Raw genomic sequence first — 26,117 nt, forward strand, 5'->3', positions numbered from 1 at the left:
AACGTGGTGATCACCCCGGTGGTCTTGCGGTACGTGCCGTTGTTCACCCAGCCACCATTGGCGCCGCCATAGGCACGATTGAACTCCGCATTGCCGGCCAGCTGGTCCAGCCACAGACCGTTGTTCTCGATGCCGGATCCACCACCACCGCGAATGGAGCCACCCTCCCACACGACCGTGCCGTCGTTGACCAGCCGACGCTGATCCATGTCGTGATCGTTTCCGCCAGTGATCGTGAGCGTCGCGTCGCCGCCGACCGTGGTCGTGCCGGCGCTCTTGAGGCTGCCCGTGGTCCAGCGGAAATCGCCGTGCAGCGCGTGCGTGCCGTACAGCGTGGATCCGCTGCCGATCTCGAAGTCCGTGGCAAACAGATGGCCGGAGATGCCGGCCCCACCGTACAGCTTCACGGGGCCATCGAGGTGCACGCCATCCTGGAACGTGTGATCCGCGCGCAGTTCCAGCAGTGCACCATCGACCACTTCGATCCGCGAGCCCGTCTCGTGGACCGTCGACGACGACAGCCGCAACACACCGGCCTGCACCTCGATCAGGTTCCGGTTGCTCAGCGAATGGTTGAACGTGGTGATCACCCCGGTGGTCTTGCGGTACGTGCCGTTGTTCACCCAGCCACCATTGGCGCCGCCATAGGCACGATTGAACTCCGCATTGCCGGCCAGCTGGTCCAGCCACAGACCGTTGTTCTCGATGCCGGATCCACCACCACCGCGAATGGAGCCACCCTCCCACACGACCATGCCGTCGTTGACCAGCCGACGCTGATCCATGTCGTGATCGTTTCCGCCAGTGATCGTGAGCGTCGCGTCGCCGCCGACCGTGGTCGTGCCGGCGCTCTTGAGGCTGCCCGTGGTCCAGCGGAAATCGCCGTGCAGCGCGTGCGTGCCGTACAGCGTGGATCCGCTGCCGATCTCGAAGTCCGTGGCAAACAGATGGCCGGAGATGCCGGCCCCACCGTACAGCTTCACGGGGCCATCGAGGTGCACGCCATCCTGGAACGTGTGATCCGCGCGCAGTTCCAGCAGTGCACCATCGACCACTTCGATCCGCGAGCCCGTCTCGTGGACCGTCGACGACGACAGCCGCAACACACCGGCCTGCACCTCGATCAGGTTCCGGTTGCTCAGCGACTGGTTGAACGTGGTGATCACCCCGGTGGTCTTGCGATACGTGCCGTTGTTCACCCAGCCACCATTGGCACCGCCATAGGCCCGGTTGAACTCCGCATTGCCGGCCAGCTGGTCCAGCCACAGACCGTTGTTCTCGATGCCGGATCCCCCGCCACCGCGAATGGAGCCACCCTCCCACACGACCGTGCCGTCGTTGACCAGCCGACGCTGATCCATGTCGTGATCGTTTCCGCCAGTGATCGTGAGCGTCGCGTCGCCGCCGACCGTGGTCTGCCGGCGCTCTTGAGGCTGCCCGTGGTCCAGCGGAAATCGCCGTGCAGCGCGTGCGTGCCGTACAGCGTGGATCCGCTGCCGATCTCGAAGTCCGTGGCAAACAGATGGCCGGAGATGCCGGCCCCACCGTACAGCTTCACGGGGCCATCCAGGTGCACGCCATCCTGGAACGTGTGATCCGCGCGCAGTTCCAGCAGTGCACCATCGACCACTTCGATCCGCGAGCCCGTCTCGTGGACCGTCGACGACGACAGCCGCAACACACCGGCCTGCACCTCGATCAGGTTCCGGTTGCTCAGCGACTGGTTGAACGTGGTGATCGCCCCGGTGGTCTTGCGGTACGTGCCGTTGTTCACCCAGCCACCATTGGCACCGCCATAGGCCCGGTTGAACTCCGCATTGCCGGCCAGCTGGTCCAGCCACAGACCGTTGTTCTCGATGCCGGATCCGCCACCTCCACGAATCGAACCGCCCTCCCACACGACCGTGCCGTCGTTGACCAGCCGGCGCTGATCCATGTCGTGATCGTTGCCTCCGCTGATGCGCAGGACGCCGCCCGACTCCGACTGCACGACACCCGGGCCCCTCAGCGACGCACCGGTCCACGCGAACAGACCGCCGTCTCCCACGCGAACGGTGCCACTGCCGCCGAGATTGAAGGCTTGCGCAACGAAGGTGGACCCATTGCCCACCACGAATTCGCCGTCGACGGTCAACGAGCGGTTCGACATCGAGAAATCACGACCCTCGCTCACCGTGAACCGGCCGCTCGCCGCGACCGTGTCGAGCGTGTCGAGGACGCTCTGATTCGTGCCACTGCGAAGGTAGGAACCGGCCCCCGCCAATGTCACGTCGGCGGCGATGGTGCGGATGCTCTGACCTTCGTGATGGAGTGTGCCGCGCAGGTCGTATCTGCCGCCGGTGAGCGTGCTGCCGGCCAGGTTCGAGAACGGGCCGAGTACGTGCAGCGTACCGGCGGTGACCTCGACGGTGCCCGTGTTCGAGAAAGCGCCGCGCAGCGATGCGTTCTCGTTCGCGCCGTCCATGACCAGGCGCCCCGCGTTCGCGAGCGACGGGAACAGCGTGCCGCTGCCCGAGATCTCGAACACGCCACCGGCCAGGTTGGTGAAGCTGCCCGGACCGGCCACGTCGCTGCCGCGCCAGGCGATCACACCGGCGTTCGCGATGCCTGTTTCCAGGACCTTGGCGCCACCCGGAATCATCTCCATCCGGCCACCGGACAACACCGCAAGGCCTCCGCCCGCGATCGTGCCGCCCGACCACAGGAAGACGATCCCCGTATTCACGTGCTTGGCGTCGCCGCCGCCAAGCAGGCCCGACTGCAGATGCGTCGAAGGAGGCAGGACGAACGGAGAACCCGCGTTCAGCAACAGATTGCCACCTTCGAGAACCAGCCCGCCATTCAGCGCATACGAGCTGCCCGCCTGGAAATCGAGCGTACCGCCCGTGATGCGCTCCGAACCCATGGCATAGCTGGCGCCATCGCGGAACACGACCGTCCCGCCGGTGAACAGGGCCCGTCCCGGGCCGATGAGGCTCGCATCGCGGCCGTGGAAGTCGAAAGTGCCGCCCGCGAACTCGACAGCGCCACCGGAAAAGACGTTGAATGCCGCGGTGCTCTCGCCGTTGCCCGACAGACGCAGCGTGCCGGCGCGCAGCCGCACCTCGGCCTGGGCGTCGAAACCGCCGGAGAAGTGCGCCACCTGGTCCGGAGCGAACAGGTCAAAGCGGCCCTGAGCCAGCAGGTTTGCCTGGAACGCCCCGCCGGTCAGCACCGAGAAATTTCCGGTATCGGCCACGTGCAGCAGGCCTCCACCGATCACATTGCCGGAGTTCCACTGCGCCTTGTCCTGCACCAGGACTTCCCGTTCCAGGGTCTTGTCGTCCGGCCCGTCGATGAGCAGCCGCGTGTTGCCGCGCAGCGTCAGGACGCCGGGACCGAACAGCGTGCCCCCGTTCCAGTCCAGATCGCCGGCCGTGAGATCGAACGGATCGGATCCACCGAGACCGCCCGCGTTCAACGCAACGGTGCGGCCGTAGCTCTGGGCAGATCCCGTGGACAGTTCGAGCACCGTGCCCTGGATCACGAAATCTTCGGGCAGCGTCATCGCGCTGCCGGCGAGGAATCGCACCGAACCGCCCGTCAGCTGAAGCGGACCCGTGAGCGTGAACGCACTGCCCTGGCCGAACGTCGTGAGGCCCGACGCGAACGTCATCGCTCCCGTGCCCGCGATGCCCGATCCCGTGCCGTTGAAAGTCCAGGAGATCCCGGCGAAGGTGAGATCGCCGCCGGCGTCCACGTCGAATCGCCCCGTGTGCAAGCCGGAGCCGCGGAACGTTGCAGCGGCCGGATCGATCAGCACCTGCCCGTTGTTGTTGAATTGCCGTGAAAGCGTGTACGAAGCGCCGCCGGCAAACTCCATGGCCGCGCCCGTCGCGATGCTCGTGTTGCCCTCACCGGTCGCCCCCCCGGTCAGGCGCATCGTGCCGGCATTGACGAGCAGCGAACCGTTCTGGGTGATCGGGCCCGAGTAGGTCTGGGTACCGGCGCCTTCCTTTGTCCATTGACCGCGATTGACGACCGCGGGTGCGAAGCTTCCCGTGGCCGAGGCTTCGAAACTGCCGCTCGACAGATGGGTGATCGTTCCCGTGCCGGCGACGTCGCCCTGGCCGTTCCACCGGAAACTTCCCGCGTTCTCGAAACTCGTGTCGATCCGGCCGTTCGTCACTTCGAACAGGCCTTCGTTGAGCGTGCTTTCAGCCACGATGCGGCCCCCGACCATCGTGTACCGTCCGCCTCCCGCCACACGCAGAAGCCGTCCCACATCGTGGGTGCCGCCCTCCTGCACGAACAGGCCGGGTGTGTCCGATGCGCCGATGGTCGAGAACTGTTCCACCTGCAGCAGGCCGTCGACCAGGGAGTAGCGGGCCTGGGCACCGCCGCCATCCTCCACGGTCAACTCGCCGGTGATGTGGCTGCCGCCGTACTGGCGAATGCTGCCCGTGACCCGCGTCTCGTTCGTGTCGAGGCGGCCTCTCAACTCCATGTCACCGCGGTTCGCGAGGCCCGAACCGGACAGCTTCACGGTGCGTGCAGCCGCGATGTCGAACGTCCCCCGATTGTCGACGCCATCGGCCGCCTCAAAGTCCGTCAGCAGTTCGATCAGCCCCTCGTTTCTCAGCCGCCCTCCGAACAGTGCGGGCGTCGGGCCGACCACCGTGAACAGCCGCTTGCTCTGCAGTTCGCCCAGGACCGTGCCGTGATCGAAGACGATCTGCAGGGTGTCGAGTTCCCCGCCGTTCTGGTGAATGCTGCCGTCGGGAAGGATGCTCAGTTTTCCGGCCCTGACCGTCCCGCCGGTCAGTTCGAGATATCCGATGCGATGGACGGGCGCCACCGGATTCGCCTGCAGCACGAGGTCCGAATTCCGCCCGAGATCCAGGGTGCCGTCGAACACCGAGGCGCTGTCGAACGATGCGATGCCCAGCCCTGCCGTGAAGGCACCCTGGCTGTTCAACCAGAAGTCGTGAGCGAGCAGTTTGCCGCCGAGGAGCTGGTAGGTCGCCGGCTGGCCGTGCAGTGCAAGCGTGACGCGCCCTGCCACGGTGACGTCGCCCCCGTTGTGCACGAACTCTGCGTGCCCGGTGTTGCCGACGACGAGATCGCGGTCGATGCGCAGGTTCGCATCGACCGCGATCTCGTACCGGCCCGCGCCGAAACCGCTGGCACCGAGCGTCAGATCGACGCCGATGCCGACCCGGCCGCCGGTGTGCGTGAAGGACCCCTGCCCGTCCGCCCCCACCGTCATCGAACCGGTGATCTCGAGCGCCGGCGCGTTGCCCGACAGCCCGACCAGCGTGCCCGTGCCGGTGACGCCCTGATCCCTGCCGAGCAGCACGTCCGACTTGACCGTGAACGGGGCTCCCTCGGAAGAACCTGCTGCGGAGGTGAAGGAGACCGTTCCGTTCCCCGCGGCCCCCACGACCAGCGCGCCTCCCACGGACAGATAGGATCCGGCATCGAACGTGCCGTCGCCCACGGCTCCCGCCAGTTCACCGAAGGTGAGTGCACCGCCCATCAGCAACGAACTGCCGCTGCGCAAGTGCAGACCCCCTTCGCCCGCGGCTCCCACGACCATGCTGCCGCCCAGACCCAGTCCGGTCCCGGTCATGTCGAGCGTACCGTGGCTGCCGGCCGCCTGCCCCAGGGTGGCCGCGCCAGTGACTGCGATCGTAGCGCCTTGACGCAACGTCGCCGTCCCGCGTCCCTTGCCGCCCAGCACGAGGTCTCCCCCGATGGACAACTGGTCGGCGGCGACGTCCCAGGTGCCCACACCGTCTGCCTCGCGCCCCGCCACGAAGCTGCCCCCGATCAGGAAGCCGCCGGAGGCCGCCTGAACGAGCGTGGCGCTGCCGTGGTCGCCGAGAATCAGATCGTGCGAGAGGCTGGTGCCGCCGCCGGCAACGTAGTTGAGCAGCGCGCGGGATCCCGCCTGGCGGCCGAACACGGCATTGCCGTGGACGGCCATCGTGCCGCCCCCTGCCCACACTCCCTTGCCTGCGTCGCCGACGATCCAGTCGCCGTCGACGACGAGACTGGCGAGCCCGCCGGCCGAGTAGACGCCCTCTCCCTGCTGTCCAACGATCAGGGATCCCCCCACTTCGACCGCTCCCGCGGCGAAATGGCCGAACACCCCCTTGCCTTCAGCGCCGACCACGAGATTGCCGCGGATGGGCACCGAGGCCCCGGCAAAGACGAGCATCGTATTGGCCGGGACGAACGGAAAATCCACGCGCAGTCCGTCGGAGAGCGTACGGAATGCGGTGTACTCGAGATCCGGCGACAGGCCGATGTCCGGCAGCGTCCCGAAGGTGGTCCCCAACGAGGGACTGGGCGCATTGGATGCCGCATTTGCGATCAGGTCCGACAACTGCACGTTAGGCAGGCCCGGCAACGACAGCGGAGGCAGCCCGACTGTCACGTTGCTCCGACCGACGGTCACGTTGCCGTCGGCGATCAGCCCCGATGCCACTCCGACCACGAGCAGGCCCCGTCCTCCATTGCCGACGACGACATCCCGGGTGACGATCATGTTCCCGGCGAGCATCTCGAAGGTACCGGCACCTCCGGCGCTGCGTCCGAGCATCAGATCACGCCCCACCTTGATCGATGAGAGCAGGTCCAGCACCTTGCGGCCGCTGCCCTCGCCCCCATCGCCCACGACGAAGTCGCGGGCGACGTCCACGAACGACGGGCCGTCGAAGTGCAGGGTCCCAGAACTGCCGCCAGCACCCGCGACGATCAGGTCGTTGCCCACGTTCATCAGGCCGCCCGAGAAGTTCATCGTCGCATTCCCGGCCGCACCGACCACCAGGTCCTTGCCGACGTGCAGCCGGCTGCCTGGAAGGCCGACGAACGAGGCCTGGCTCCCGGCCTGCCGGGCGAGCGTGAAGTTGTTGCCCACGGTATGCAGGGAGATACCCTGGATCATCCGTCCGGTGCCCGCATTGCCAAGGATCTCGTCGCGGCCGACGGTGAGTTCGCCGGCAAAGTGCATGGAGCCGACACCCCCGGCGAGATCGCCGAAAGAGAGGTCCCGGTCCACCGAGAACACGTTGTTGCTCATCGCGACCGTTCCGATACCGGCCGCGCCGATGAAGGCATCGCGGACGACATGGGCGCCGGAAGTGAAGTCCGGGCTGGTGATGCTGTAGAAACCCCAGCCGGTGTTCGCGTGGCCGAGACGGAGATCCTGGTTGACGGTGAGGAACCCCCGGTCTGGATCAGCGCGCCGGCCTGCGTTTCTCCGAGCGTGACGTTGTTCGACCGCAGGTGCATGGCCGGCAGGAGCACGTTTGCCGGAAAGTCATTGACGGCGGGGATGGGAATGACGGTGCTCGTCAGCGGCACGAACAGGAGCGGGTTCGTGTCCGTGGAGGCATTGACGGTCAGTGCCTCGAACGTCTCGTCGATGCCCAGAAGCGGCGCGAAAGCGATGCCCGGCCCCTTGTCGACAAAGATGACATCTCCCCCCCGCGGTTCGCCGACGGGCCCCCAACCCAGAGGATTGCTCCAGAGGATCCCCGGAAAGTAGTCGGAGACGTGCTTCGTGCCGGCAACCGCGGGCACCGCGGCGGAGAAGGCTCCGGCGGCGATGCTGGCCTGCAGCAAGGCCGACAGCGCCTTGAGCCGCGAGGCCTTGTTTAGCGGAGAGATGCGGGTGAGACGCGATGCAGTACGCGCTTTCAATTCGGGTCTCCCTGGGCGCTCGATCTACGGACTTGGCGCCGTTGCCTGCGGGGATCGATCGGATCCTCGATCCTCTCGCAGTCGCAATATCTTTACCAGCGGTGTCGGGGAATGAATGGATCGAGTCGTCACGAAGCAGGAGAAGAAGCGGACCCGAGGCAGCCAGGGTGAGGATGCCCGCCCTGGAACCCGGAGCTGCCAAGTGGCGGCCTGCGACGATCGATTCGGCCGGCATCGACGAAACCGGCGAACGTTCCCGGCCCCGCCCGGCCCGCTCTGCCTCAGGACGCCGTGGGCGACACAGGCCCGGCCCGCCTGCGCAGGCGTAGCGAAAGGAGGCCCACCGTCATCAACGCGAGCGGCGGGGGAACCGGTACCGAACTGACCGGCTGCAGGCTGGAGATCCGGAATCCGAGGCTGCTGCCCTGGGTGTTCGGGTTGTAGAAGCTGCTGTAGTCCGACCTGAGCTTGTCCGCTTCCAGCCACAGGGACCCTCCCCGGGTCACCCGGTAAATGCCGGTCACTTCATCGATCCACTCGATGACGTTGCCCCCCTGATCGAACGTGCCATACGGACTCGCGCTCTCCGGTCCGGCGCTTCCCACGGTGGTGAAGTGCCCCAGCGTTGCTTTCCGTGTCGCCCGTCATCAGCCAGTTCGCGAACCGTGCGGCATCGTGGAAGCTCACGTAGTTGACCGGCTTGTTCGCGTAGTTCTGCTTCGGGGCGTACTTGCTGCCCGCCACGGCCTCCGGAACAAGGTCGATCCCCCCTTTCACGACAGCGAAGCCGGTGGCATTCGTCATGTTGGGGTTGTAGAGATCATGGGGATTCACCCCGGACGGATCGACCGCGTTCAGGAAGGCCGCGTACTGGGCGTTGGTGACCTCCGTCGTGCCGATGTAGTACTCGTAGGGCACCGCGCCCAGGCCGGTCAGAGGATCGGCACCGTTGCCGGCGTTGCCCACCCTCACCATCGCGATGTCGAGCGTCGCCGCTGAAGCGATCGCCACGGGGGCGGCGGCCACGACACCAGCCAGCACGCTCCACGTCGGGCGGACGACCGCCACGGCTCAGCCGCGCCGGGTGCGACGGTGTCTCGCAACGCCCGCCAGGCCGGCCAGGCCGAGGCCCAGGAGCCACACGGGTTCCGGCTCCGGCACGGGAGACGAGAAGACGAAGGTACCCATTTCCGTACCCAGATCGTTGCTCGTGAAGAAGGCGTCGACGATCTCGGGGCTCCACTTCACCTTGCCCGAGATCTGCAGCGACGACGCGCTGCTCACGGCGGTGATGTCGGTCAGTTCGAAGGCCGGAACCGGCAGAGCGTAGTTGTTGAAGAGATACCAGCCGGATCCGCCGGCGGTGTTTCCGGCGCGGCTCGCGTCGTACTTGAGCGTGTAGTCGCCGGTGGCGAACACGCCCGAGAAGTTCCCCATGAATCGCAGGACCCCGCCCAGCCCGATCTGGCCACTCGCAGTTCCTTCGAGATTCGATGGATCGTAGGTGAAGCCGGTCGCCTTGATCGAACGGCCGGCGGGATTGACGACGGACGACCCGGTGACGCTGAAGACCAGCCCCGTGGCGGAGATGGCGCCCGAGCCCGGAACCAGATCCGCGGTCCCCGGTGTGTTGATCTGCACATTCGTCAGCGTGGCGGAGGCCGATGCGTCCCAGAACTCCTCCAGGTACATCGTGGGCGGCGTTCCGGACGGGTTGAACACCATCTGCGCGAGCGCGTCCTCATCCAGGTTCAGCGTGAAACTGCCGCTCGTCACGGTAGCGCCAGATGCCGCGGACGCGGCCCCCAGACTCATGGCCGCGGCAGCGGCAAGACGGACGACGGTTTTCATGAGCGATCTCCTCTTCATTGTTCGATTTGGATTCGGACCTGAAGGCTGTGCTCGAGCATTCGTGCCGGCACGTCGGTGCGGGTCCGGAGGACGCGGAAGCTCACATGACGACCTGCCAGGGTCAATGCGACAAATGGTCGCAGCCGTCCATCCCGTGGGGCTGAGGAGCTGGATGCCAACATCCATGGGGCCTCGGGTACCTCTCTCGCGAGCATCGGCATCGACATCGGCCTTGCCGGGCCTCTGCGCCACATCCTCGATCGGCGTCTCCGCGCGATGAGTTGTCACCCTTCCGCATGACGACTCATCGAATGCCCTTCCCTAGCCTGTCCAGGTCGCGCCCGCTCCGCCCGCAGTGCGGGCCGGTTCCGACTTCTTCTTCATCCTTCCGGAGACTGACATGGACATGGCATCGAGAATCCGCACCTTCCATCTGCCTGCACCGCGCGCGCGGAAACGGCCCGCCCTGACTTCCGCTTCGGCGTTGGCCGCACTCGCGCTGCTGCTGAGCGCGTGCGCAACGGCGCCCAACTCGGCCGGGCGCGGACCGGTCGACATCGACATCAGCCAGAAGGGTCCGGCCGCGGGGACGGGCATCGAATCGCGCGACATCGCGGCGATGACCGACGAGATGATGCGGGACCTCCTGGCCACGCCCGACGTCAGCCGGCGCGACAAGGCGCCTCGGGTCGTGATGGATCCCACGCTCTTCGTCAACGAGAGCTCGCAGACGATCAACAAGAACCTGATCGTCGACCGCCTGCGCGTGGGACTCAACCGCGCCGGGAAAGGCCGCATGGTCTTCGTCTCACGCGAACACGCCAAGGCGATCGACCTGGAGCGGGACCGCAAGCGCACCGGCGCCACGGATGTCGGCACGGCCGGCATGACCGAAGCGCAGTTCGGCGTGGACTACCAGCTCGCTGGCCGCATCGCCTCGCTCGACAGCCGCAACAACAAGTCCGGCATGCAGCAACGCTACATGCAGGTCACCTTCGAGATGCTCGATCTCGAATCGGGCGCGCTCGTCTGGAGCAACCAGTACGAGTTCGCCAAGGCCGCTGCCGACGACGTCGTGTACCGCTGATCCGCCACGGCGCCCCACCGGGTTCCGGAGACCGGGATCCGTCCATTCCATGCAGGAGGAAATCATGAAAACGTCCGCCCCGTTCCGTCCCATCGCCCTTGCCGTTCTCGCTGGTTCCACTCTCGGCCTCGCCGCCTGCGGCGTCGCCCCCGGCGGCAACGTCACGCTCACCGAACGCGATACCGCGCGGTTGAATCCGGTGCTCCAGACATTGACCGAGCCGGAGAGGGTCGCCTTCAAGCGTCTCTACCTCGAAGGCGAACGCAACGCCGCGCTCAATTTCCAGACACTCGGCGTCGCCGCGATGGAGGCGAACCACTTCGCCATCGCCGAGCGCGCGTTCGACGAGGCTGTCCAGCGCATCGAACGCTTCTACACCAACGATGCGAATGCGCAGAAGGCCAAGTCCACGTTCACCGCGGAGTCGATCAAGGACTTCAAGGGCGAGCCCTACGAGCGGGCCATGGCGTTCTACTACCGCGGGCTGCTCTACCTGCGTGCCGGCGACTACCAGAACGCGCGGGCTTCGTTCCTGAAGGCCGACTACCAGGACACGGTCGCCGAGAAGGAGGCCTATCAGGGCGACTTCGGCGTCATGAACTATCTCGCCGGCTGGGCGTCTTCCTGCGACGGCGATGTGGCCAAGGGCAGGGACCTGATCGAAGCCGGCGCGCGCAAGGATGCCAACGTGGCGGCATTGCCGGTCGAAGCACGCTCGCTCGTGATCGTGGAGAGCGGGTCCGGCCCCATCAAGGTCGGCTCGGGCAAGCACCGCGAACTGCTCACGATCCAGGAGCGCCCCGCGAGCGCGGACGAACCGCTGACGGTCAACCCCGTGGCCGACGGCATCGGGCGCTTCGTGAAGGTGGCGGACATCGTCTATCAGGGCACCACGCGCGGGGGCCGGCCGATCCAGGGAATCCTGGACGGCAAGGCGCAGTTCAAGGACTCCGCACAGGCCGTGGGCGAAGTGGGCGTGACGACCGGCGTGGCCGTCATGCAGAGCGGCGCCCTGAGCAACAACGCCGACATGATGAATGCCGGTGCGGTCGTGGGCCTGCTGGGCATGGTGGCGACGCTGGCCTCCGAAGCGGTGAAGCCCGCCGCCGATATCCGCTACTGGCCCAACCTGCCCCGCGACATCTACGTGAGCGCCACCGGCGCGGGCGATCTGCCCGAAACCGGCCTGGACGTCCGGTACCGCAAGCCGGATGGTTCCGAGCACTCGCTGCAGGCGCAGACCTGGCGCGCGGCCGGTCCGTGCGGCATCGCCTGGGGCCGGACCCGGCCCACGCCGCAGACCGCGGATCAGCGCCCGCTGGAAGGATCCCGTTCCCCCAAGGACGAGCAATTCCGCCAGCGCATCGTCGATGAATTCCGGATCGGGGAGGAAAAGGCATGAGCGCCCTCCACAGGAACTCGACCGGCGCTCGCCCTCCGTACGCGCTTTCGGGTGCCGGTGCCCTGGTGCTGATCGCGGCATGCGCCGCGATCGCCGCAGGGTGTTCGTCGCCTTCCAAGCCGAAACTGGTGGTCGAGTGCACCGGTTCGCCGAAGGATCCGGCCGCCGACGGCCCAGCCCTGGTGGGACAGGGTTACGGCCGTGAAAGCTCGCCCATTCCGCTCAACGCGGTCGTGTTCACCGGCAAGGACATTGCGAAGCGCGTCGCGGTGCAAGGGCTCTACGCAGCCCGCACCGACGCTGGCCCCGTGGAAGTCGGCGTGCGGCTCATCAACTGCACCCGCGACACCGTCAACGTCGCGGTCCGGACCAGTTTCATGGACGAGCGGCAGCGGCCCACCGAGAAGCCGACGGCCTGGAAGAATGTCCTCGTGCCGCCGGGATCGACAGGGAACTACAGCGCCCTGTCGATCGGCGACGAATCGGTGAAGTACTACCTGGTGGAGGTGCGCGATGGAACGCTCTGACGCGATGTTGCGGTGTCTTGCCGCCGTGGCCGCCGCCGCGCTTGCCCTGCCCGGCGCGGCGGCCGAACAACCGTTTCCCTACCGCAAGGGACTGCCGAAGTCGGCGGTCCCCGAAGAGACTGCGCTTCCCACCGCGGATGCGGCGGCCGCCGCAAGCTTTGCGCGCTGGAACACCCAGTCCGGGCGTCCCCGGTTCGTCGTCTACTGGGAACGGGAACTCACGTCCGACATCGACCTGCCGGACGGCGACGCTCTCGACATCCACGAGCGCGACGTCGGCAAAGGCACCCTCACCACCCTGGTCGTGCGCAAACGAGACGCCCCGGTACCGACAATGCGGGCTCCGCGCATCCCCGAGCGCGAAGCCTGGCAGATCGAGACGTCCTTCACCGATGCCATGGCCCGCGCAGGAGCACGGCTCGTGGATCGCGCCACCGCCATCCGCCTCAGGAACCTGACCGACAAGGAGGCCCGGACCCAGGCCCTGGAGATGTCCGCTCTTTCGGAACACGCGGATGTCCTGTGCGAGCTGCTGCCGACGCACGACGCACGGGCGTTGATGGGCTTCGGCTTCCGGGTGTCCTGCAAGGATGTCCGCACCGGCGCGGTTCTGGCGTCCACGTACGCGACAGGCGGGACGGCCCGGCGCGAATCCGACCGGCCCACGGTGTCCGGATGGGTTCCGCCGGAACGCCCGGATACCGCGCACCGCAATCCTGTTCGGGTCGGCCGGCAACTTGCGCAGACCTTGATGGCGGAACTGGCGCAGCACCAGCCCTGACGGCAATGCGAAAGGGGACCGAGGTCCCCTTTCGCTTCACTTCATGTGCCGGCAGATCAGCCCTCTCTCCGGACTCACTGCCGAACTCGTCGAGGATTCCGGCGGCGATCCCGGCCCGCCGGGCCACCGCCGCCGGCCTGCCTCAGCGGTAACCCAGCGACACGATCTCACGCGTGGCCTTCTCGCCGAAGGAATTCCGGTACGAGAACTTCACCAGCACGAGCTTTCCGGAGGCCGTGACCGCCCACCACTCCGTCCCGCTTTCCTTGCCGGTGAAGGCGCCGCCCTTCGAATCGGTTCCCTTGATCCGGCCACTGAATCCGACACGCCACGCCTGGAACGGCCCGGGTGCCAGCTTGACCGTCTCGACAGCCTCCACCTCGCGATCCTGGACGACGTCCGCCTTGAACGTCTCGCCCGTGACCGCAAATTCGCTGCGCCACTTGCGTCCCTTCGCGAGAGGAAGGAGGCCGCGTCCGACGCCGGGATCGAACGCGCACTGCTGTCCGTTGCTCAGACATGGTCCGCGCGTCCAACGCAATTCGTCGTTGAAGCCCGTGACTTCGTACGCACGGTCCGCCGTACGTTGGCTCAGAGCGAACCGCTGCCCGTCCGCCGCGGTCACCTCCTCGTCCAGTTGCAGCGTCTTGCCGTTCACGAACCACTTGAAGGAGGCGCGGTCGCCCGCCTCCCAGGGTGCGATGGCTTCCAGCGTATCGGCGGCGCCGCCGGTCAGTGGGGCGAAGGCCGAAACCAGTGCCATGCACAAGAGAAGATGCCGTTTCATTGTCGTGTTCCTCGTGGAAGTGCAGCGCCCCTCGGTCCTCGATCGGATGGAGACGCTGCGTGGGTCGAAGTGATGTTTCAGAAGTACTTCAGTGAAAGCGGTGCGTGCCCCGACGGTCTCACGGAGCCAGCGCACGCAGCAGCCCGACGAGCTGTGACTGGCGATGCGTGCCGGTCTTCTCGAGCACGCGCGACAACTGCGTCTTTACCGTGTTGTGCGATACGCCGCGCATCACGGCGTGGTCCCGCAGGGAGATCCCCCGCAGCAGAGCGAGCGCAAGATCGCATTCGGCCGCCGTCACACCGAACAGTGCGGACAGAACGTCCCGGGAAGGTTCCGGCGGATCGTCCAGATCGTGGATCAGGAGGCACAGGGCACGCTCCGCCTGGACCGTGACGGTTCTTGCCTGGAACAGCCGTGGCAGACCGCGATGGGAACTCCTGAGTGCGCTGAACGACCATTTGTCGGTGCGTTCGCGCTCCCGCGACGCGGCGAGATCGCGCAAAGCCTCGAGTTGCCTCTGATCGCCCGCCGAGACCGCCCTCGCGCGCCCGGTGGCGTCGAGGCGTACCGGCTCTCCCCGATCCAGCATGGCCCGCGCCGTGCCATTGGCGGCCAGGACCGCGAACTCGTCCGAGAGGACGAGCACGCCGAGAGAAAGGGCGTTGGCGAGCAAGCCGAACACAGCGTCGGCGCATGCGCCACCGTCGCGGGCGATCGGCTTCGCCGGCCGGTCCGCCACAGGCACTGCCGGTCTCATGCCGTACCCGGCGATGCCGCGCCGTTCCCGGACCACGGCTTCCGCCGGCGCGTCACCGGTCCGGTCTGCCAACGGCCCGTTCCATCTGTTCACATCCTGCGGCGACGCCGCCCACTGCGATTGCGATGTCATGGTGATTCCCCTCTGCTGCGAGTTGAACGCCGCGGCGTCCGGGGCACGCGTGAGAACGCGTGCCCCGAAATGCCGACTCACTTGGATGACGGGGAAGCCACGTCCTTGGCGTCGGCCACCGGCGCTGGCGCCTCGGGCACGCGGGCAGTCGTGTCCGAAAGGCGCGACGAGCACTCGTCCCGGATCTCGCAGCGCACTTCCGCGGTGAATTCACGGAACCGGATGCTGGCGCGCGCCGGACGGACTTCCTCCGGCAGGACCCACGGAGTACTCGGAGACGAGCACTCGTCGCGGATGTCGCACACCGCGCTGCGTTCGAAGTCGCCGTCCCCGGCAACGGCCTGCACCGACGCCAGGCTGGCGGCAAGCGCAACCACTCCGGCGGCCAGCGCAATGCCGCCGCGCGACGAAAGGACTCGAACGGCCTGTTTCCTGTTGGTCGTGTTCATGACTTCCTCCAAGGGTGGATGAGGTTTCGCGACACCCGGCCGGCAATCGCCGTTGACATCGCGAAACCATTGTTCTGGAGGCATTTGGGGAACTGAATGCGACGGACGTGGGAAACGCGCATGGCATTCGGGGGAAGCGGCATCCCCCGGATGGGGGGTGTGCAGCGGCACCGGCCGCGGGCAATCTGGGAATGGTCTGCAGCGCCCCACGCCTCTGGCTCGCACTGCGGCAAGGCCGGTTGCGCCGGAACGCCCGTGTCCGCGGGGAGTCCGGCAGTGTCACAAGCGTACGGAGGGCGTGAATTTGTACATTGCCATTGGCATTGCATCGCCTGTAACCTTTCCGGCAACAACTCGAACAAACCGGACCGGCCGCGGCCCGCGGGGGAACTTCCCGACGATGTCATCCCTGAACGAAGACACGCGAACGGCCACACCCTTCCCTGACATCGACGGCCAGGATGCTGCTGCGCCTGCGTGCGGATCGCCTGGCCTTCGTGGTGAAACAGGCGAACCGGGCTCCCGTCTTCGCGCTGGTCACGTCGCTCTACATCGTCTATCTCATGTGGGACTACCAGTCCCACTGGAAGCTCGTCGCGTGGTCGGGCGGGACGGTGGGATTGCTGCTCGCGCGATCCTTCGCGTGCAGGTTCTTTCTTCGACTGGACACGCCGGAGGCCGTACGGACATGGATCGGCGTCATGCTGGCGTTCGCCTTCCTGAACGGTGTCGTCGGCGGCAGCGCGGGATTCCTGTTCTTCGACGACGTTCCCGACAATCAGCGTGCGCAGCTCACGATGATTCTCGGGTGCTGGAGCGCGGCGGCCGTATCGACGGCGGGTTATCTGCCCGGCGTCTTCTATGCGTTCCAGGTTCCATTTCTCGCGCCGGTGACGCTGAGCTGGTTTCTGTCGGGCACGGACGAAGGCGTGCCGCTGGGTCTGCTGCTCGTGCTCTTCGGCGTGCTGGAGATGCTCTTCGCCCGCGACAACGGCCGCATGGCCGTGGAGTCCCTGCGGATCAAGTACGACAACATCTGGCTCATCGGCCAGCTGCGGCGCCGGCAGGCCGAGGCCACCCAGGCGCAGCAGGAGGCCGAGGCCGCGAACTCCGCGAAGTCGATGTTTCTCGCTGCCGCAAGCCATGATCTGCGCCAGCCCCTTCAGGCCCTTTCCTTGTTCAACGAGGTTCTGGAGGCCGAGGCGGCAAAGAACTCCGGCGCCGTTCCCAGGCTCGCCGATCTGGCCGCAAAGTTCGAACGATCGCTCTCCGCACTGCGCGACATGTTCGAGAAGCTGCTCGACGTCTCCAAGCTCGATGCGGGGCAGGTGCCGCTCTCCATCGGTCCCTGCGCACTGCAGGATCTGCTCGATCACCTGGAGACGACGCTCGGTCCATCCGCCCGCGCAAAGCACCTCGATTTCATCGTCCATCCGTCTGCCGAGCGCGTCGAGTCGGATCCCCATCAGCTCGCCCGCATCGTGTGCAATCTGGCCGAGAACGCGATCCGGTACACCGCAAGGGGAAGCGTCGCACTCAGAGTGATTCCACGGCGCCGGCATGTCGTCATCGAGGTGAGAGACACGGGCAGCGGCATTGCACCGGCCGAACGGCATCGGGTGTTCCGGGAGTTCTATCAGAGCAGGCGAAGCGAGGCCGAACAGCAGCAAGGCTGGGGGCTGGGCCTGCACATCGCGACGCTGCTCACGGCCATGCTCCACTGCCGGATCTCGCTGCATTCGGCCGTGGGCGAGGGGTCGGTCTTCCGGGTATTCGTGCCCAGAACCTGGCGCGACACGCTGGCGCGATCGCCGAACGATGTCCAGGTTTCCGCTCCGCCGATCGCCACCGAACAGCTTCGCGGCATGGCGGTCGCGATCGTCGACGACGACGAGAGCGTGCGCGCCGCGCTGTGCGCGCTGCTGGCCTCCTGGCAGTGCCGCACCTTCGACGGGCCGGATCCGGAAACGGCGCTCGCCGCACTCGAACGCGCCGGAACCGGCGCCGACGCCATCCTGTGCGACTACCGGCTGGGCCCCGATCTCACCGGACCCGATGCGCTCGTTGCGATGCTGCGGCGACATCCCGGCGCCGTCGCGCTGATCCTGACCGGCGACACGTCAGAGGCACGCCTTCACGATGCGCAGGCCAGCGGATACGCGGTCCTTCACAAGCCGGTCACGGGCCGCGCACTGAGGGAGGCGCTGAGCGTCGCCCTGTCGCAGGCGCCTCCGAGACTCGACACCGCCGCCTGATCGCCTATCGATTCCGCAGCCACGCGCAAGGAGAACAAGACATGCACTGGCTCTCCGAAGGTGCCGAAGTCCTGATCGCCGAACTCGAAAGCGGTTCGCCCCCCCGGTTCGACGTGGTGGTGGTCGGGTCCGGATACGGCGGATCGGTGGCAGCGGCGCGGTTCGCGCAGGGGGGGTTGCGCGTGTGCGTGCTGGAGCGTGGACGCGAATATCTCCCAGGAGAGTTTCCAGGCGACGTGGGCGTACTGCCTCGCCACGTGCGCATCTCCCGGCCCAAGAAGCGGAAGATCGTCGGCGATGCGGATGCCCTGTTCGATCTGCGTGCGGGTGACGATGTGGCAGTCCTGGTCGGCAACGCGCTGGGCGGGACGTCGCAGATCAATGCCAATGTGGTCGAGGAACCCTGTACCGACATCTTCAAGAGCGACAAGTGGCCGGCAGCTTTCCGCGACAGGCCGGATGAGGTTCTAAAGGACGGCTTTTCCCGTGCCAAGGCGATGCTCGCGGCCCACCCAGTGCCGGCCGGTCGCACCTACCGGAAGCTCGCAGAGCTGGAGAAGTTCCACGGAGTGCTGAAGGACGCGAAGATCGCATCGGACTTCAAGCGGCCGAGTCTTGCGGTGCATTTCGAGGATGAGACCAACCCGCAGGGGGTCGCGCAGAAGGCCTGCAAGCACTGCGGTGACTGCATCACCGGCTGCAATCACTGGGCCAAGAACACGCTCACGATGAACTACCTGCCGGAGGCACGCCGTCACGGAGCGCGGTTGTTCACCGGGGCGACGGTCCTGTACGTCAGCCAGCCGCAGGTGGACGGCGACGACTGGACCGTGGGCTTCCGCCAGACGTCGAACCTCAAGGACGGCGCACTGAACGTTCAGTACGGCCTCCGTGCCCGCATGGTGGTCCTCGCCGCCGGCACGCTCGGAAGCACGGAGATCCTGATGCGCTCCAGCGACAAGGACCTCGTTCAGCTTTCGACGGACAGGCTGGGCAAGCGCTTCAGCACCAACGGCGACACCATAGGCTTCGGCTACGACCAGGACGCCGAGGTCAACGCATTCGGCTGGGGAAGCGATCCGGCTCCGGACGAGAGCCAGCCCGTGGGACCGACCATCACGGGCATGATCGACCTGCGCGCGACGAAGTCCGGCTCGCCAAGAATCGTCATCGAGGACGGCGCCTTCCCAGGCGCGCTCAAGCAAGTGGCAGAGGAACTGCTGACGATGGCGGCGTTTCCTCACCAACTGGTCAGCCCGGCCTTGCGGGCGGATGTGCGGCGTCGCGACATCGATCCGCTCGCGGTCGACCCTGCGGCGATGAAGCGTACCCAGATCTACCTGGCCATGGGCGAGGACGACTCGCCAGGCGAGCTACGGCTGCCATTCAGGAACGCGTCCTGGACGGACATGCCGGGCGAGAAGTCGACCGGACCCGACGCCCGGGACAACGCCGCAGAGCCGAGAGACAGGAAGGACGATTGGCCGGCGGAAGGACTGCTCCAGGTCTGCTGGCCCAAGACCCGGCGCGGCGAGGAACCTCGTGCCGGCGTGGCGTTCATGAAACGGCGGCTGACGTCTTGAAACATGCCTCAAGACTGGGCGCGAGTTCCCGTCGAGAACCCGGTCTGGCAGCCACTGCCCAGGACAAGTTCTCCGAGATCCTGAGCGGTCCTCCCATCGAAGGGCCCCTCTTGACGGTCCACCCGCTCGGCGGTTGCGCCATGGCGGACTCCGCCGAACGCAGGGGTCGTGAACGATGTTGGCCAGGTCTTCTCCGGGGTCACCGGCTCCGCGTGTCCACGAAGGGCTGCTGGTTCTCGACGGTTCGATCGTCCCGACCGCCGCCGGGATCAATCCGCTGCTGACGATCACCGCGCTTGCCGAGAGGGCCTGCTCGAGACAGCGGGTCTGGGCCGCCCGTTGGCAGAAACCGGGCGCTGTTGCCGGCCCCTCCGCCCACGTTGCCGCGCCGCCTGGGCCGCCGCCCTATTTCCGGCCGGGTGACGGCCGCGTAGAGCTGCGGTTCGAGGAGAAGATTCGTGGCCCCCTCAGCGGCCAGGCATACCGGTTCATCCGTGGCGAACGCTGGTGGGACGCTCCGCCGCCTGCAACCCGGGAGGAAACGCCCGAGGAAAGTCGCCTCAGGCAGCGCGAGGAAGCACCTCGGACATGGAGGCGCAGCAGGCGCTCTCAGGGGCGTGAGGCGGACTTCGAAATCGAAGCGACCTTGTGCTGGCAACACGACGATCTTCGGGCCCTGACTCAGTTGGCCACCAAGACCGTGCCGCTCACCGGGACGGTCCGGTTCTTCGTGTGAACGGGTTCGACCTGCGGCTCGTTCCGGAGTCCGCCCGGGGCCCGTTCCAGGTCCCCTTCTACGAGGCAGCGGTCGTCAAGGGCTCGCTGCGGCTGATGGAACGGGACCGACGCGCCGCCGCCACCGTGCCCGCCGTGATCCGCTGGCTGCGTTCGCGTGGCCAAGGGGAAATCGCTCAAAGCACTGTTCGTGGATGCTCGCGCGAGGGCGAGGGAATGGGGAAGTGGCTGGGACGCTTGCAGGACATGATCCACGTCTGGGGGCACGCCGGCCGCCGCCGGACGCTGAAGTACGACATCGAATTCTTCGGCCCCGGACGGCGGATGCTATGCACTGAAGGGAACCAAGTGCATCCACTACGCCGGCACCAACCCCGTTCAGGTACCCCTCGAATTCGCCGAACGCCGTTTCGACGAAGTGTGCATCCACAGCACCGAAGCTCCCATCGCATCTGGCCGTTTCTGGGCCGCAAACGCGAAAGGAAGTAGGACCCGGACATCGGGGACTACAACGACAACCTCTGGGTCTCCTCGGCGCCATGCCGGTCGTTCTCGTCCCCAGAAGAACGCCGTCGCTCCTGTGCGGGACGATGACCGCAAAGACCCCCATCGCGTCCGGCCTGCTCAAGGTGGACCTCGTCGACCTGGTCCGGGAACCGTCCACCTCAAATCACGCAGGCAGCCGGATGCCATCCACGGCTGGCTCGGGCTGGGCAGTGCGTGCCTGTACCTGGCCGCGTGATGCTGCAGGGTCACGTCTTCGCATTCCAGGGCGCCGACTACCCCGAGGACCATTGACAGGAAAACAGCGAGCGGCAGCCGCCGAATGCGGCACGACGGGAGCGCCACCGAAGACGGACGCACCGCGCATCACTGCCGATCTGGCCCGAGGAGGTTGCCGGACTGCGAGCATCACGGCGGGTGTATCCGCCGGAACCGGCGGTACGGAGGTCCGCCTCACGCGCTATCGCCACCGGAAGGGCTGGCACATCCCAGCAACCCGTCCTCGTCTTTCACGGCTTCGCGCACTCCAGCGCCATCTTCGCCACATCACGCCTGGCACCGGAGCCCTCGACCCCGGTTGCGAGAACCTGGTCCATCACCTCTGCGATCACGGCTTCGACGTCTGGCTGGTGGATTACCGCACCAGCATCGCCCTGGACTCCTGCAAGGATCGCTGGGACTACGACTAGATCTCCCGGAAGGACGTCGCAAGCGGCGTTCGACAAAGTCGCCCATCAATGCCGACGAAAGGAAGACGCCCGGAAGGCAGGGGGCGGACGACGTCTTGGCGCTGTGACGTCCTGGCCCGTTGCATCGGCAGGGCGAACTGCACGTCGTCTCACCATGGGCGCTGCTGAACGATGTTCTGAAGACGCGCGATGGATGGAGGATCCGCAGAGCAGTCTTTTCGCAGGTGGGGCCGTTCGTTCGCGGATCGGACTCGAACCAGCTGCGGGCCGAGTTCGTCGCCCTGTTGCGGGACCTGCTGGACGTCGACTACATCGATCTATCCGCCAATCGCCCCAAGGACGAAGACTGGCTGATCAGCATCGCCGACCGCATCGCCTCGACGTACCCTATCTCCAAACAGGAACGTGCTCACCACCGTTCGCTCTCCGGGCGTGTGGAATGGACGGCACCGACGGGACCTCGCGGAGTCTCGACCCCTGCCGTGTCGCACGCCGAACTGGGCGACGAGTGCATTCCCCGCTTCGATCTCGCCACCTGTCTTCGGACCGCTATCGCCCTGGGCGAGAACTGGAACCACGCGAATCTTTGACCAAGACGCATGCATGAAGCGCTCGGAGAGCTCCTTGGCCCGGCCAACATGCGCACGTTCGAGCAGATCCAGGATTTCGTGCAGAAGAAGCGACTGGTCGCGAAGGAAGGCATCAACGTGTACTTCACAGAAGACAAGATCCGTCAGCACTACCAGTTTCCCATGAAGTTCATTCATGGAAAGGACAATGCCGTGTTCGACCATGCCACCTCCGGGGACTCCTGCGTCAGGATTCAGCGTGCCCTGGGCAAGGAGTATCCGGTTCTCTATTCCCGGATCGATGGTTACGGGCATCTCGACAACTGGCTTGGCAAGCACGCGTATCGAGACGTGTTTCCCGAGATCAGCCAGTTTCTTCTGGGCGCTCACGACCCCGATCTCTCCGCGCACACCGTCTCGAGGCGGCGGCGGTTCTTCAAACCGTGCGCCCTCGGCCCGATCCTCGGCTGGACCAGAAATGTCGACGGACCGCTTCGTCCGCGTCTGGTGGGAACCCGACGATGTCCCGTGTCGAGGATCAGGTAGCAGGCACGATCATGCTGTTCGAGAAGACAGAGATTCACTCCTCCCCGGCGCCGTGTCTTCCAGTGCGACATTCGAAGCGTCACGGTCGACTCGGTGCTGCTCGGCAAGTACTGCATAGCGGATATTCCGGCCTGCCATTTCCGCTCCGGCAACCGGATTGCGTTCGGCAGCACCGTCCTGCTCTCGGACGTCCAGAGGCCTGTCGGACAACTGCCCGGCGGACAGCCGGAACGCAACCGTGTGCTTCTGCCCAGCGAGATCGGTCCGCTGGGGAAATGGTTGGAAGCAGATTCCATCTGTCGCGGAGGTCCGCACGCGGACTACGAGTTACCCATCCATGACCCGGAAGACCGTCTAGCGGAAGCCTCGCTGTCGGACTTCGACACTCTCCAGCGCCACTTCGCCAATGCCGACCGGACACGGCTCTTCGTCGGTTCTTGCCGGTATGCCGGAACATCCTTCGAGCGGGACCTTTCGACGCGCAGCTTCGAGTCCACGACGGCAAGCCAGGCGCAGCCGGACATGCCTCGTCTTCTCGGGGACACCATCTACGCCGATGCCACCGGCGGCGTCGCGGATACGATGAGTTCCCGTCAACGGGTCGTGAAACGGTGGGTGGATGTCCTGGGCCTCGAGGCGCTGTCCGCGATGATCAAACGCACGCCGGTCGTGATGGGTATCGACGATCACGAACTCTGGGAGGACTTCGAACCTACTCACCTGGGTGCAGTGCGATCGGAGTCCGAGGACATACTGGGCGATGTGAAATGGGCACGGCGGGCGTTTCACGTCTATGCGGCGTCACATTCCGGCTTCGGCCCCGAGCCTCCGCAAGACCCCTCTTGCCCGGTCAGCCCGTGGACAACAGCGCGGGTTTCAGCCATAGGTTCGTCCTGCGCCGATTCCTCTTCCAGCTCGACACCCGCACCACCCGGCAGTCCCGCCCCGCGGGCAGCGATCCACGTCAGCACCGGATCGTGAGCGACGCGCAATGGCACGAATTCAGGAAGTGGTTGATCGAAGCGCAGAGCGAGACCGGAGACCGCCCCAAGTTCGTCCTGAGCGGCAGCGTGATCGCGCCCTTCCACCGCGAAACATCCCGCTACCGGGATTCGTCCGGGCGGGACATGTACCACTACACCCGGCGCGACGACAGCTGGCAGGGCTATCAGAAATCGCTGGAGGACCTGGTGGACCTCATCGTCGAAAATGGCATCCAGAACGTCGTCTTCCTGTGCGGCGACTACCACGCGTCCATGACCACCACGCTCGAATTCGGCAGCGGCGATCCCGCCGAGAACCACAAGGCCAGGTCGTTGCGGGCCTATTGCGTCGTCGCGTCGGGGCTCTACTCGCCGCTGCCCTTCGCCAACACACGGCTGGATGAACTCGTCCACGACACCAGAGGCGATACCGTGTACGGCGGCGACCGCCGCTACACCGTCAGAACCTGTGCAGGCCGGACTCTCGACTACAAGATGGACAACGCCACCGAGAAGTCGGGCTTCACGATCCTGGATGTGGAGAAGACCGGCCAGGGATGGCGGTTGACCGTGGACGTGCGTGACACCAACGGCGCCCAGGTGAAGATCAACACCTATCCGCTATGACCCGGGCCGGGGCACCGGCCCAGTCGCGGAGACTTCTCATGTCTTGCGGGGCACGGGCGGGGCGCCGCCTCCATCGGTCGACGGCATCCACCTCACGCCCGACAGCGCGATGAGCACTGCCGCCTCCGTCCGGTTGCATGCACCGAGCTTCTCGAGGCTGGAGCTCACGTAGCCCTTCACGGTCTGTTCGTCCAGCTTGAGCCGGTTCGCGATGCTCTTGTTGGGCAACGCGGCCACGAGACAGGACATCACGTCCCGCTCGCGATCGGTCAGCGTGGCCCAGCGTTGCGTCACTTCGGTGACCCGCTCGCCGTAGGTGCTCTCCGCCACTGCGGGCCTGGCACCGTCTGCGAACGCCCGCTCGCCGCTCCGGCTCCAATCGCGCAGCACGTCCGGCGGCACGGGGAATCCGCCTTCCAGCGCGTACTGGATGTCGTTGCGCATCTGCTTGCCGGACGACTTCTTCGAGATGAATCCGCTGGCGCCGAGATCGATGGCCTTGACCACCGTCGCACGATCGTCGTGCCCCGACACGACCACCACGGGCCAGGACTCCCGCTCCGCCCGGAACTTCTCCAGCGCGGACAACCCCGCCCAGCCGGGCAGTTCCAGATCGAGCAGCACCATGTCGATGGAGTCGAGCGATCCGGCGACCCGGAACGCGTCCTCGAGCGTGCCGGCCACGCGGATCTCGGCATCCGGATACATCAGGCCCACCACCGCCTCCATGCCCAGGCGGATCAGTTCGACGTCGTCCACAACCAGGAACTTCACGGCTGCCCCGGGGGCCAGGGAAAAAAGTTTCACCCCCCGGGGATTTTTGGGCCCGGGCTTTTTGGGGCCCGGGGGGGAATTTTTGGATTTTTTCTTGGGGGGGGGGGTTGGGGGGGGGGGGAGGAAGAGGTTGGGGGGGGGGGGGGGGGCCCGGGCCCTTTGTTTTTGTGGGGGGGGTGGGGGGGCGATGGGGGGGGGGGGGGGGAAATCATGGGGGAGAGGTTTGGGGCCTTTTGAAAAAGGGGGGGAATTTTTTTTTGGGGTTGGGGGCGGGCTTAAAAAACAAGGGGGGGTTTTGGGATCCCTACTTCGGCCGGATCATCTCGAACAGGCGGCTCACCTCGGTGTAATCGCCGCGATACCCGCACCGCGCGAGCAACCGCGCTCCGGCCGTATCGAAGATACCGTCCTTCAGGAACGCGGGATCCAGGTGCACGCCCACCACCTGCCCGATGGTCATCCACGCCTCCAGCTCCGCGCCGTCCATGTTCCGGAGCCTCACGACCTGGACCAGCCTGCATTCCATCGCGGCCACGGCGCCCGCCACGCGCGGCGCCTTGACCAGCACGCACGGCGCGGCCTCCAGGCCGGCAAGCGCGAACTCGTCGACGTCGCGTGGAACATTGGCGGCCGTCGCGTTCATCGCCTGCGCATGCTTGCCACCGACCACGTTGACGACGAACTCGCCGCGGCCTCGATGTTGCTCACGCTGTCCTTGCGCCAGCCGGTGGTGCTGAAGTACACCATGGGTGGCGCGTCGCACACGCCGTTGAAGAAACTGTAGGGCGCGAGATTGCGTTCGCCTCCTGGTCCCAGACTGGAGATCCAGCCGATCGGGCGTGGCGCGACGATCGCCTTGAACGGATCGTGCGGCAGCCCGTGGCCCTTGGCGACTTCGTAGAAATAGTCGGACATCGTCCTTCTCTGTGGGGCCGCGGTCGGCCGTTTGCCGGTAGGGCGGCTTGCCCGACGATCACGCGATCGGGCACCGCACGGAACCGGTGCTCAGGCGAAATCCTCCGGCGCCAGCACGATCGGTGTGCCGTGCGGCGTGCGCTCGGCGGCGTGGTGCCAGGCATCCTGGTAGCGATGCAGCGTTTCGTCCGTCGCCACGCCCTTGTCCCGGACCAGCGACTCGATGGCGCGAAGCCAGTGCTGGTAGTACGTGTTGCCCGCGTCGGGGTCGCCCTGGGCCTGAGCCGCCTTGATCTCGCGACCCAGCGTCTCCGCCCACTCGTTCCAGGTGAACAGGCCCTTGCGGTGCAGCGCCAGGGTGATCGCGAAGGCCTGCGCCTGCCAAGGCTCCTCGAAGACCGGGTTCCGCTGCGCTTCGGGGATGGCGTCCAGCGATTCGCGCACACGCGCGCTCATGGGTGCCTCGCGCATC

20 protein-coding genes and 2 pseudogenes are annotated in these 26,117 nt (G+C 66.4%); 11 read left to right on the plus strand and 11 right to left on the minus strand.

The window, feature by feature from the left end; translation table 11 throughout:
• Positions 1–1,195: 1,195 nt before the first annotated feature.
• From IPK20_13375 to IPK20_13395, 5 genes are all read right to left on the minus strand, one after another.
• The gene (locus IPK20_13375; GenBank protein MBK8017597.1) at positions 1,196–7,066 is read right to left on the minus strand and encodes a hypothetical protein; all 5,871 of its coding nucleotides are present in this window, start codon (positions 7,064–7,066) and stop codon (positions 1,196–1,198) included.
• Entirely contained in the window at positions 7,063–7,689 is a 627-nt protein-coding gene (locus IPK20_13380) for a hypothetical protein (protein MBK8017598.1), read from the minus strand. The genes IPK20_13375 and IPK20_13380 overlap by 4 nt, the downstream gene beginning before the upstream one ends.
• A 281-nt stretch (positions 7,690–7,970) precedes the next feature.
• Positions 7,971–8,294 carry a hypothetical protein gene (locus IPK20_13385; protein ID MBK8017599.1) on the minus strand — a complete coding sequence of 108 codons (324 nt, stop codon included), beginning with the start codon at positions 8,292–8,294 and terminating at the stop codon, positions 7,971–7,973.
• Positions 8,215–8,757, minus strand: coding sequence for an SUMF1/EgtB/PvdO family nonheme iron enzyme (locus IPK20_13390; protein ID MBK8017600.1), 543 nt, complete (start codon positions 8,755–8,757; stop codon positions 8,215–8,217). Before IPK20_13390 ends, IPK20_13385 begins: the two co-directional genes overlap by 80 nt.
• 3 nt (positions 8,758–8,760) lie before the next feature.
• The gene (locus IPK20_13395) at positions 8,761–9,540 is read right to left on the minus strand and encodes a PEP-CTERM sorting domain-containing protein (GenBank protein ID MBK8017601.1); all 780 of its coding nucleotides are present in this window, start codon (positions 9,538–9,540) and stop codon (positions 8,761–8,763) included.
• 406 nt (positions 9,541–9,946) lie between these two features.
• On the opposite strand from IPK20_13395, the gene IPK20_13400 reads away from it, so the two are divergent.
• The 4 genes from IPK20_13400 (at position 9,947) to IPK20_13415 (ending at position 13,337) form a co-directional block, all read left to right on the plus strand.
• Complete coding sequence (locus tag IPK20_13400) at positions 9,947–10,627, plus strand: penicillin-binding protein activator LpoB (protein ID MBK8017602.1); 681 nt, start codon at positions 9,947–9,949, stop codon at positions 10,625–10,627.
• A gap of 64 nt (positions 10,628–10,691) precedes the next feature.
• Entirely contained in the window at positions 10,692–12,029 is a 1,338-nt protein-coding gene (locus IPK20_13405) for a hypothetical protein (protein MBK8017603.1), read from the plus strand.
• Positions 12,026–12,556, plus strand: coding sequence for a hypothetical protein (locus IPK20_13410; GenBank protein MBK8017604.1), 531 nt, complete (start codon positions 12,026–12,028; stop codon positions 12,554–12,556). Before IPK20_13405 ends, IPK20_13410 begins: the two co-directional genes overlap by 4 nt.
• A complete protein-coding gene (locus tag IPK20_13415; GenBank protein ID MBK8017605.1) occupies positions 12,543–13,337 on the plus strand; it encodes a hypothetical protein in 795 nt (264 codons plus the stop codon). The genes IPK20_13410 and IPK20_13415 overlap by 14 nt, the downstream gene beginning before the upstream one ends.
• A 142-nt stretch (positions 13,338–13,479) precedes the next feature.
• Here the strand turns inward: IPK20_13415 and IPK20_13420 are convergent, their stop codons facing one another.
• The 3 genes from IPK20_13420 to IPK20_13430 form a co-directional block, all read right to left on the minus strand.
• Positions 13,480–14,124, minus strand: a complete 645-nt coding sequence (locus IPK20_13420) for a hypothetical protein (protein ID MBK8017606.1) — start codon at positions 14,122–14,124, stop codon at positions 13,480–13,482.
• Between the two features lie 118 nt (positions 14,125–14,242).
• Complete coding sequence (locus IPK20_13425; GenBank protein MBK8017607.1) at positions 14,243–15,016, minus strand: helix-turn-helix transcriptional regulator; 774 nt, start codon at positions 15,014–15,016, stop codon at positions 14,243–14,245.
• A gap of 77 nt (positions 15,017–15,093) precedes the next feature.
• Positions 15,094–15,465 carry a hypothetical protein gene (locus tag IPK20_13430; GenBank protein MBK8017608.1) on the minus strand — a complete coding sequence of 124 codons (372 nt, stop codon included), beginning with the start codon at positions 15,463–15,465 and terminating at the stop codon, positions 15,094–15,096.
• Positions 15,466–15,926: 461 nt separating this feature from the next.
• Here IPK20_13430 and IPK20_13435 point away from each other — a divergent pair, with 461 nt between their 5' ends.
• The 7 genes and pseudogenes from IPK20_13435 to IPK20_13465 all read left to right on the plus strand — a co-directional run bounded on the left by IPK20_13435 (position 15,927) and on the right by IPK20_13465 (position 23,956).
• Positions 15,927–17,720, plus strand: coding sequence for a hybrid sensor histidine kinase/response regulator (locus tag IPK20_13435; GenBank protein MBK8017609.1), 1,794 nt, complete (start codon positions 15,927–15,929; stop codon positions 17,718–17,720).
• Positions 17,721–17,761: 41 nt separating this feature from the next.
• Positions 17,762–19,303 (plus strand): GMC family oxidoreductase, encoded by a 1,542-nt coding sequence (locus IPK20_13440; GenBank protein ID MBK8017610.1) that lies wholly within the window; start codon positions 17,762–17,764, stop codon positions 19,301–19,303.
• A 140-nt stretch (positions 19,304–19,443) separates the two neighbouring features.
• Positions 19,444–20,039: pseudogene (locus IPK20_13445) on the plus strand (hypothetical protein).
• Positions 20,040–20,832: 793 nt separating this feature from the next.
• Entirely contained in the window at positions 20,833–21,231 is a 399-nt protein-coding gene (locus tag IPK20_13450; GenBank protein MBK8017611.1) for a hypothetical protein, read from the plus strand.
• Positions 21,232–21,455: 224 nt separating this feature from the next.
• Entirely contained in the window at positions 21,456–21,821 is a 366-nt protein-coding gene (locus IPK20_13455) for a hypothetical protein (protein MBK8017612.1), read from the plus strand.
• Between the two features lie 9 nt (positions 21,822–21,830).
• The gene (locus IPK20_13460; GenBank protein ID MBK8017613.1) at positions 21,831–22,346 is read left to right on the plus strand and encodes a hypothetical protein; all 516 of its coding nucleotides are present in this window, start codon (positions 21,831–21,833) and stop codon (positions 22,344–22,346) included.
• 857 nt (positions 22,347–23,203) lie between these two features.
• Positions 23,204–23,956, plus strand: a complete 753-nt coding sequence (locus IPK20_13465) for an alkaline phosphatase D family protein (protein ID MBK8017614.1) — start codon at positions 23,204–23,206, stop codon at positions 23,954–23,956.
• A 36-nt stretch (positions 23,957–23,992) separates the two neighbouring features.
• Here the strand turns inward: IPK20_13465 and IPK20_13470 are convergent, their stop codons facing one another.
• From IPK20_13470 to IPK20_13480, 3 genes and pseudogenes are all read right to left on the minus strand, one after another.
• Positions 23,993–24,763 carry a response regulator transcription factor gene (locus IPK20_13470; GenBank protein ID MBK8017615.1) on the minus strand — a complete coding sequence of 257 codons (771 nt, stop codon included), beginning with the start codon at positions 24,761–24,763 and terminating at the stop codon, positions 23,993–23,995.
• 271 nt (positions 24,764–25,034) lie between these two features.
• Positions 25,035–25,645, minus strand: a pseudogene (locus IPK20_13475) (flavin reductase family protein).
• A 90-nt stretch (positions 25,646–25,735) separates the two neighbouring features.
• Positions 25,736–26,116, minus strand: coding sequence for a nitrile hydratase accessory protein (locus tag IPK20_13480; GenBank protein ID MBK8017616.1), 381 nt, complete (start codon positions 26,114–26,116; stop codon positions 25,736–25,738).
• Between the last annotated feature and the right edge of the window lies 1 nt (position 26,117).

The organism is Betaproteobacteria bacterium (assembly GCA_016713305.1).
GTDB lineage: Bacteria > Pseudomonadota > Gammaproteobacteria > Burkholderiales.

Coding starts and splice junctions, on each gene's coding strand:
- IPK20_13375 (MBK8017597.1), bottom strand. CDS start 7,066: ATGAGCAACAACGTGTTCTCGGTGGACCGGGACCTCTCTTTCGGCGAT.
- IPK20_13395 (MBK8017601.1), bottom strand. CDS start 9,540: ATGAAAACCGTCGTCCGTCTTGCCGCTGCCGCGGCCATGAGTCTGGGG.
- IPK20_13400 (MBK8017602.1), top strand. CDS start 9,947: ATGGCATCGAGAATCCGCACCTTCCATCTGCCTGCACCGCGCGCGCGG.
- IPK20_13405 (MBK8017603.1), top strand. CDS start 10,692: ATGAAAACGTCCGCCCCGTTCCGTCCCATCGCCCTTGCCGTTCTCGCT.
- IPK20_13410 (MBK8017604.1), top strand. CDS start 12,026: ATGAGCGCCCTCCACAGGAACTCGACCGGCGCTCGCCCTCCGTACGCG.
- IPK20_13415 (MBK8017605.1), top strand. CDS start 12,543: ATGGAACGCTCTGACGCGATGTTGCGGTGTCTTGCCGCCGTGGCCGCC.
- IPK20_13420 (MBK8017606.1), bottom strand. CDS start 14,124: ATGAAACGGCATCTTCTCTTGTGCATGGCACTGGTTTCGGCCTTCGCC.
- IPK20_13425 (MBK8017607.1), bottom strand. CDS start 15,016: ATGACATCGCAATCGCAGTGGGCGGCGTCGCCGCAGGATGTGAACAGA.
- IPK20_13430 (MBK8017608.1), bottom strand. CDS start 15,465: ATGAACACGACCAACAGGAAACAGGCCGTTCGAGTCCTTTCGTCGCGC.
- IPK20_13435 (MBK8017609.1), top strand. CDS start 15,927: ATGCTGCTGCGCCTGCGTGCGGATCGCCTGGCCTTCGTGGTGAAACAG.
- IPK20_13440 (MBK8017610.1), top strand. CDS start 17,762: ATGCACTGGCTCTCCGAAGGTGCCGAAGTCCTGATCGCCGAACTCGAA.
- IPK20_13460 (MBK8017613.1), top strand. CDS start 21,831: ATGCATGAAGCGCTCGGAGAGCTCCTTGGCCCGGCCAACATGCGCACG.
- IPK20_13480 (MBK8017616.1), bottom strand. CDS start 26,116: ATGCGCGAGGCACCCATGAGCGCGCGTGTGCGCGAATCGCTGGACGCC.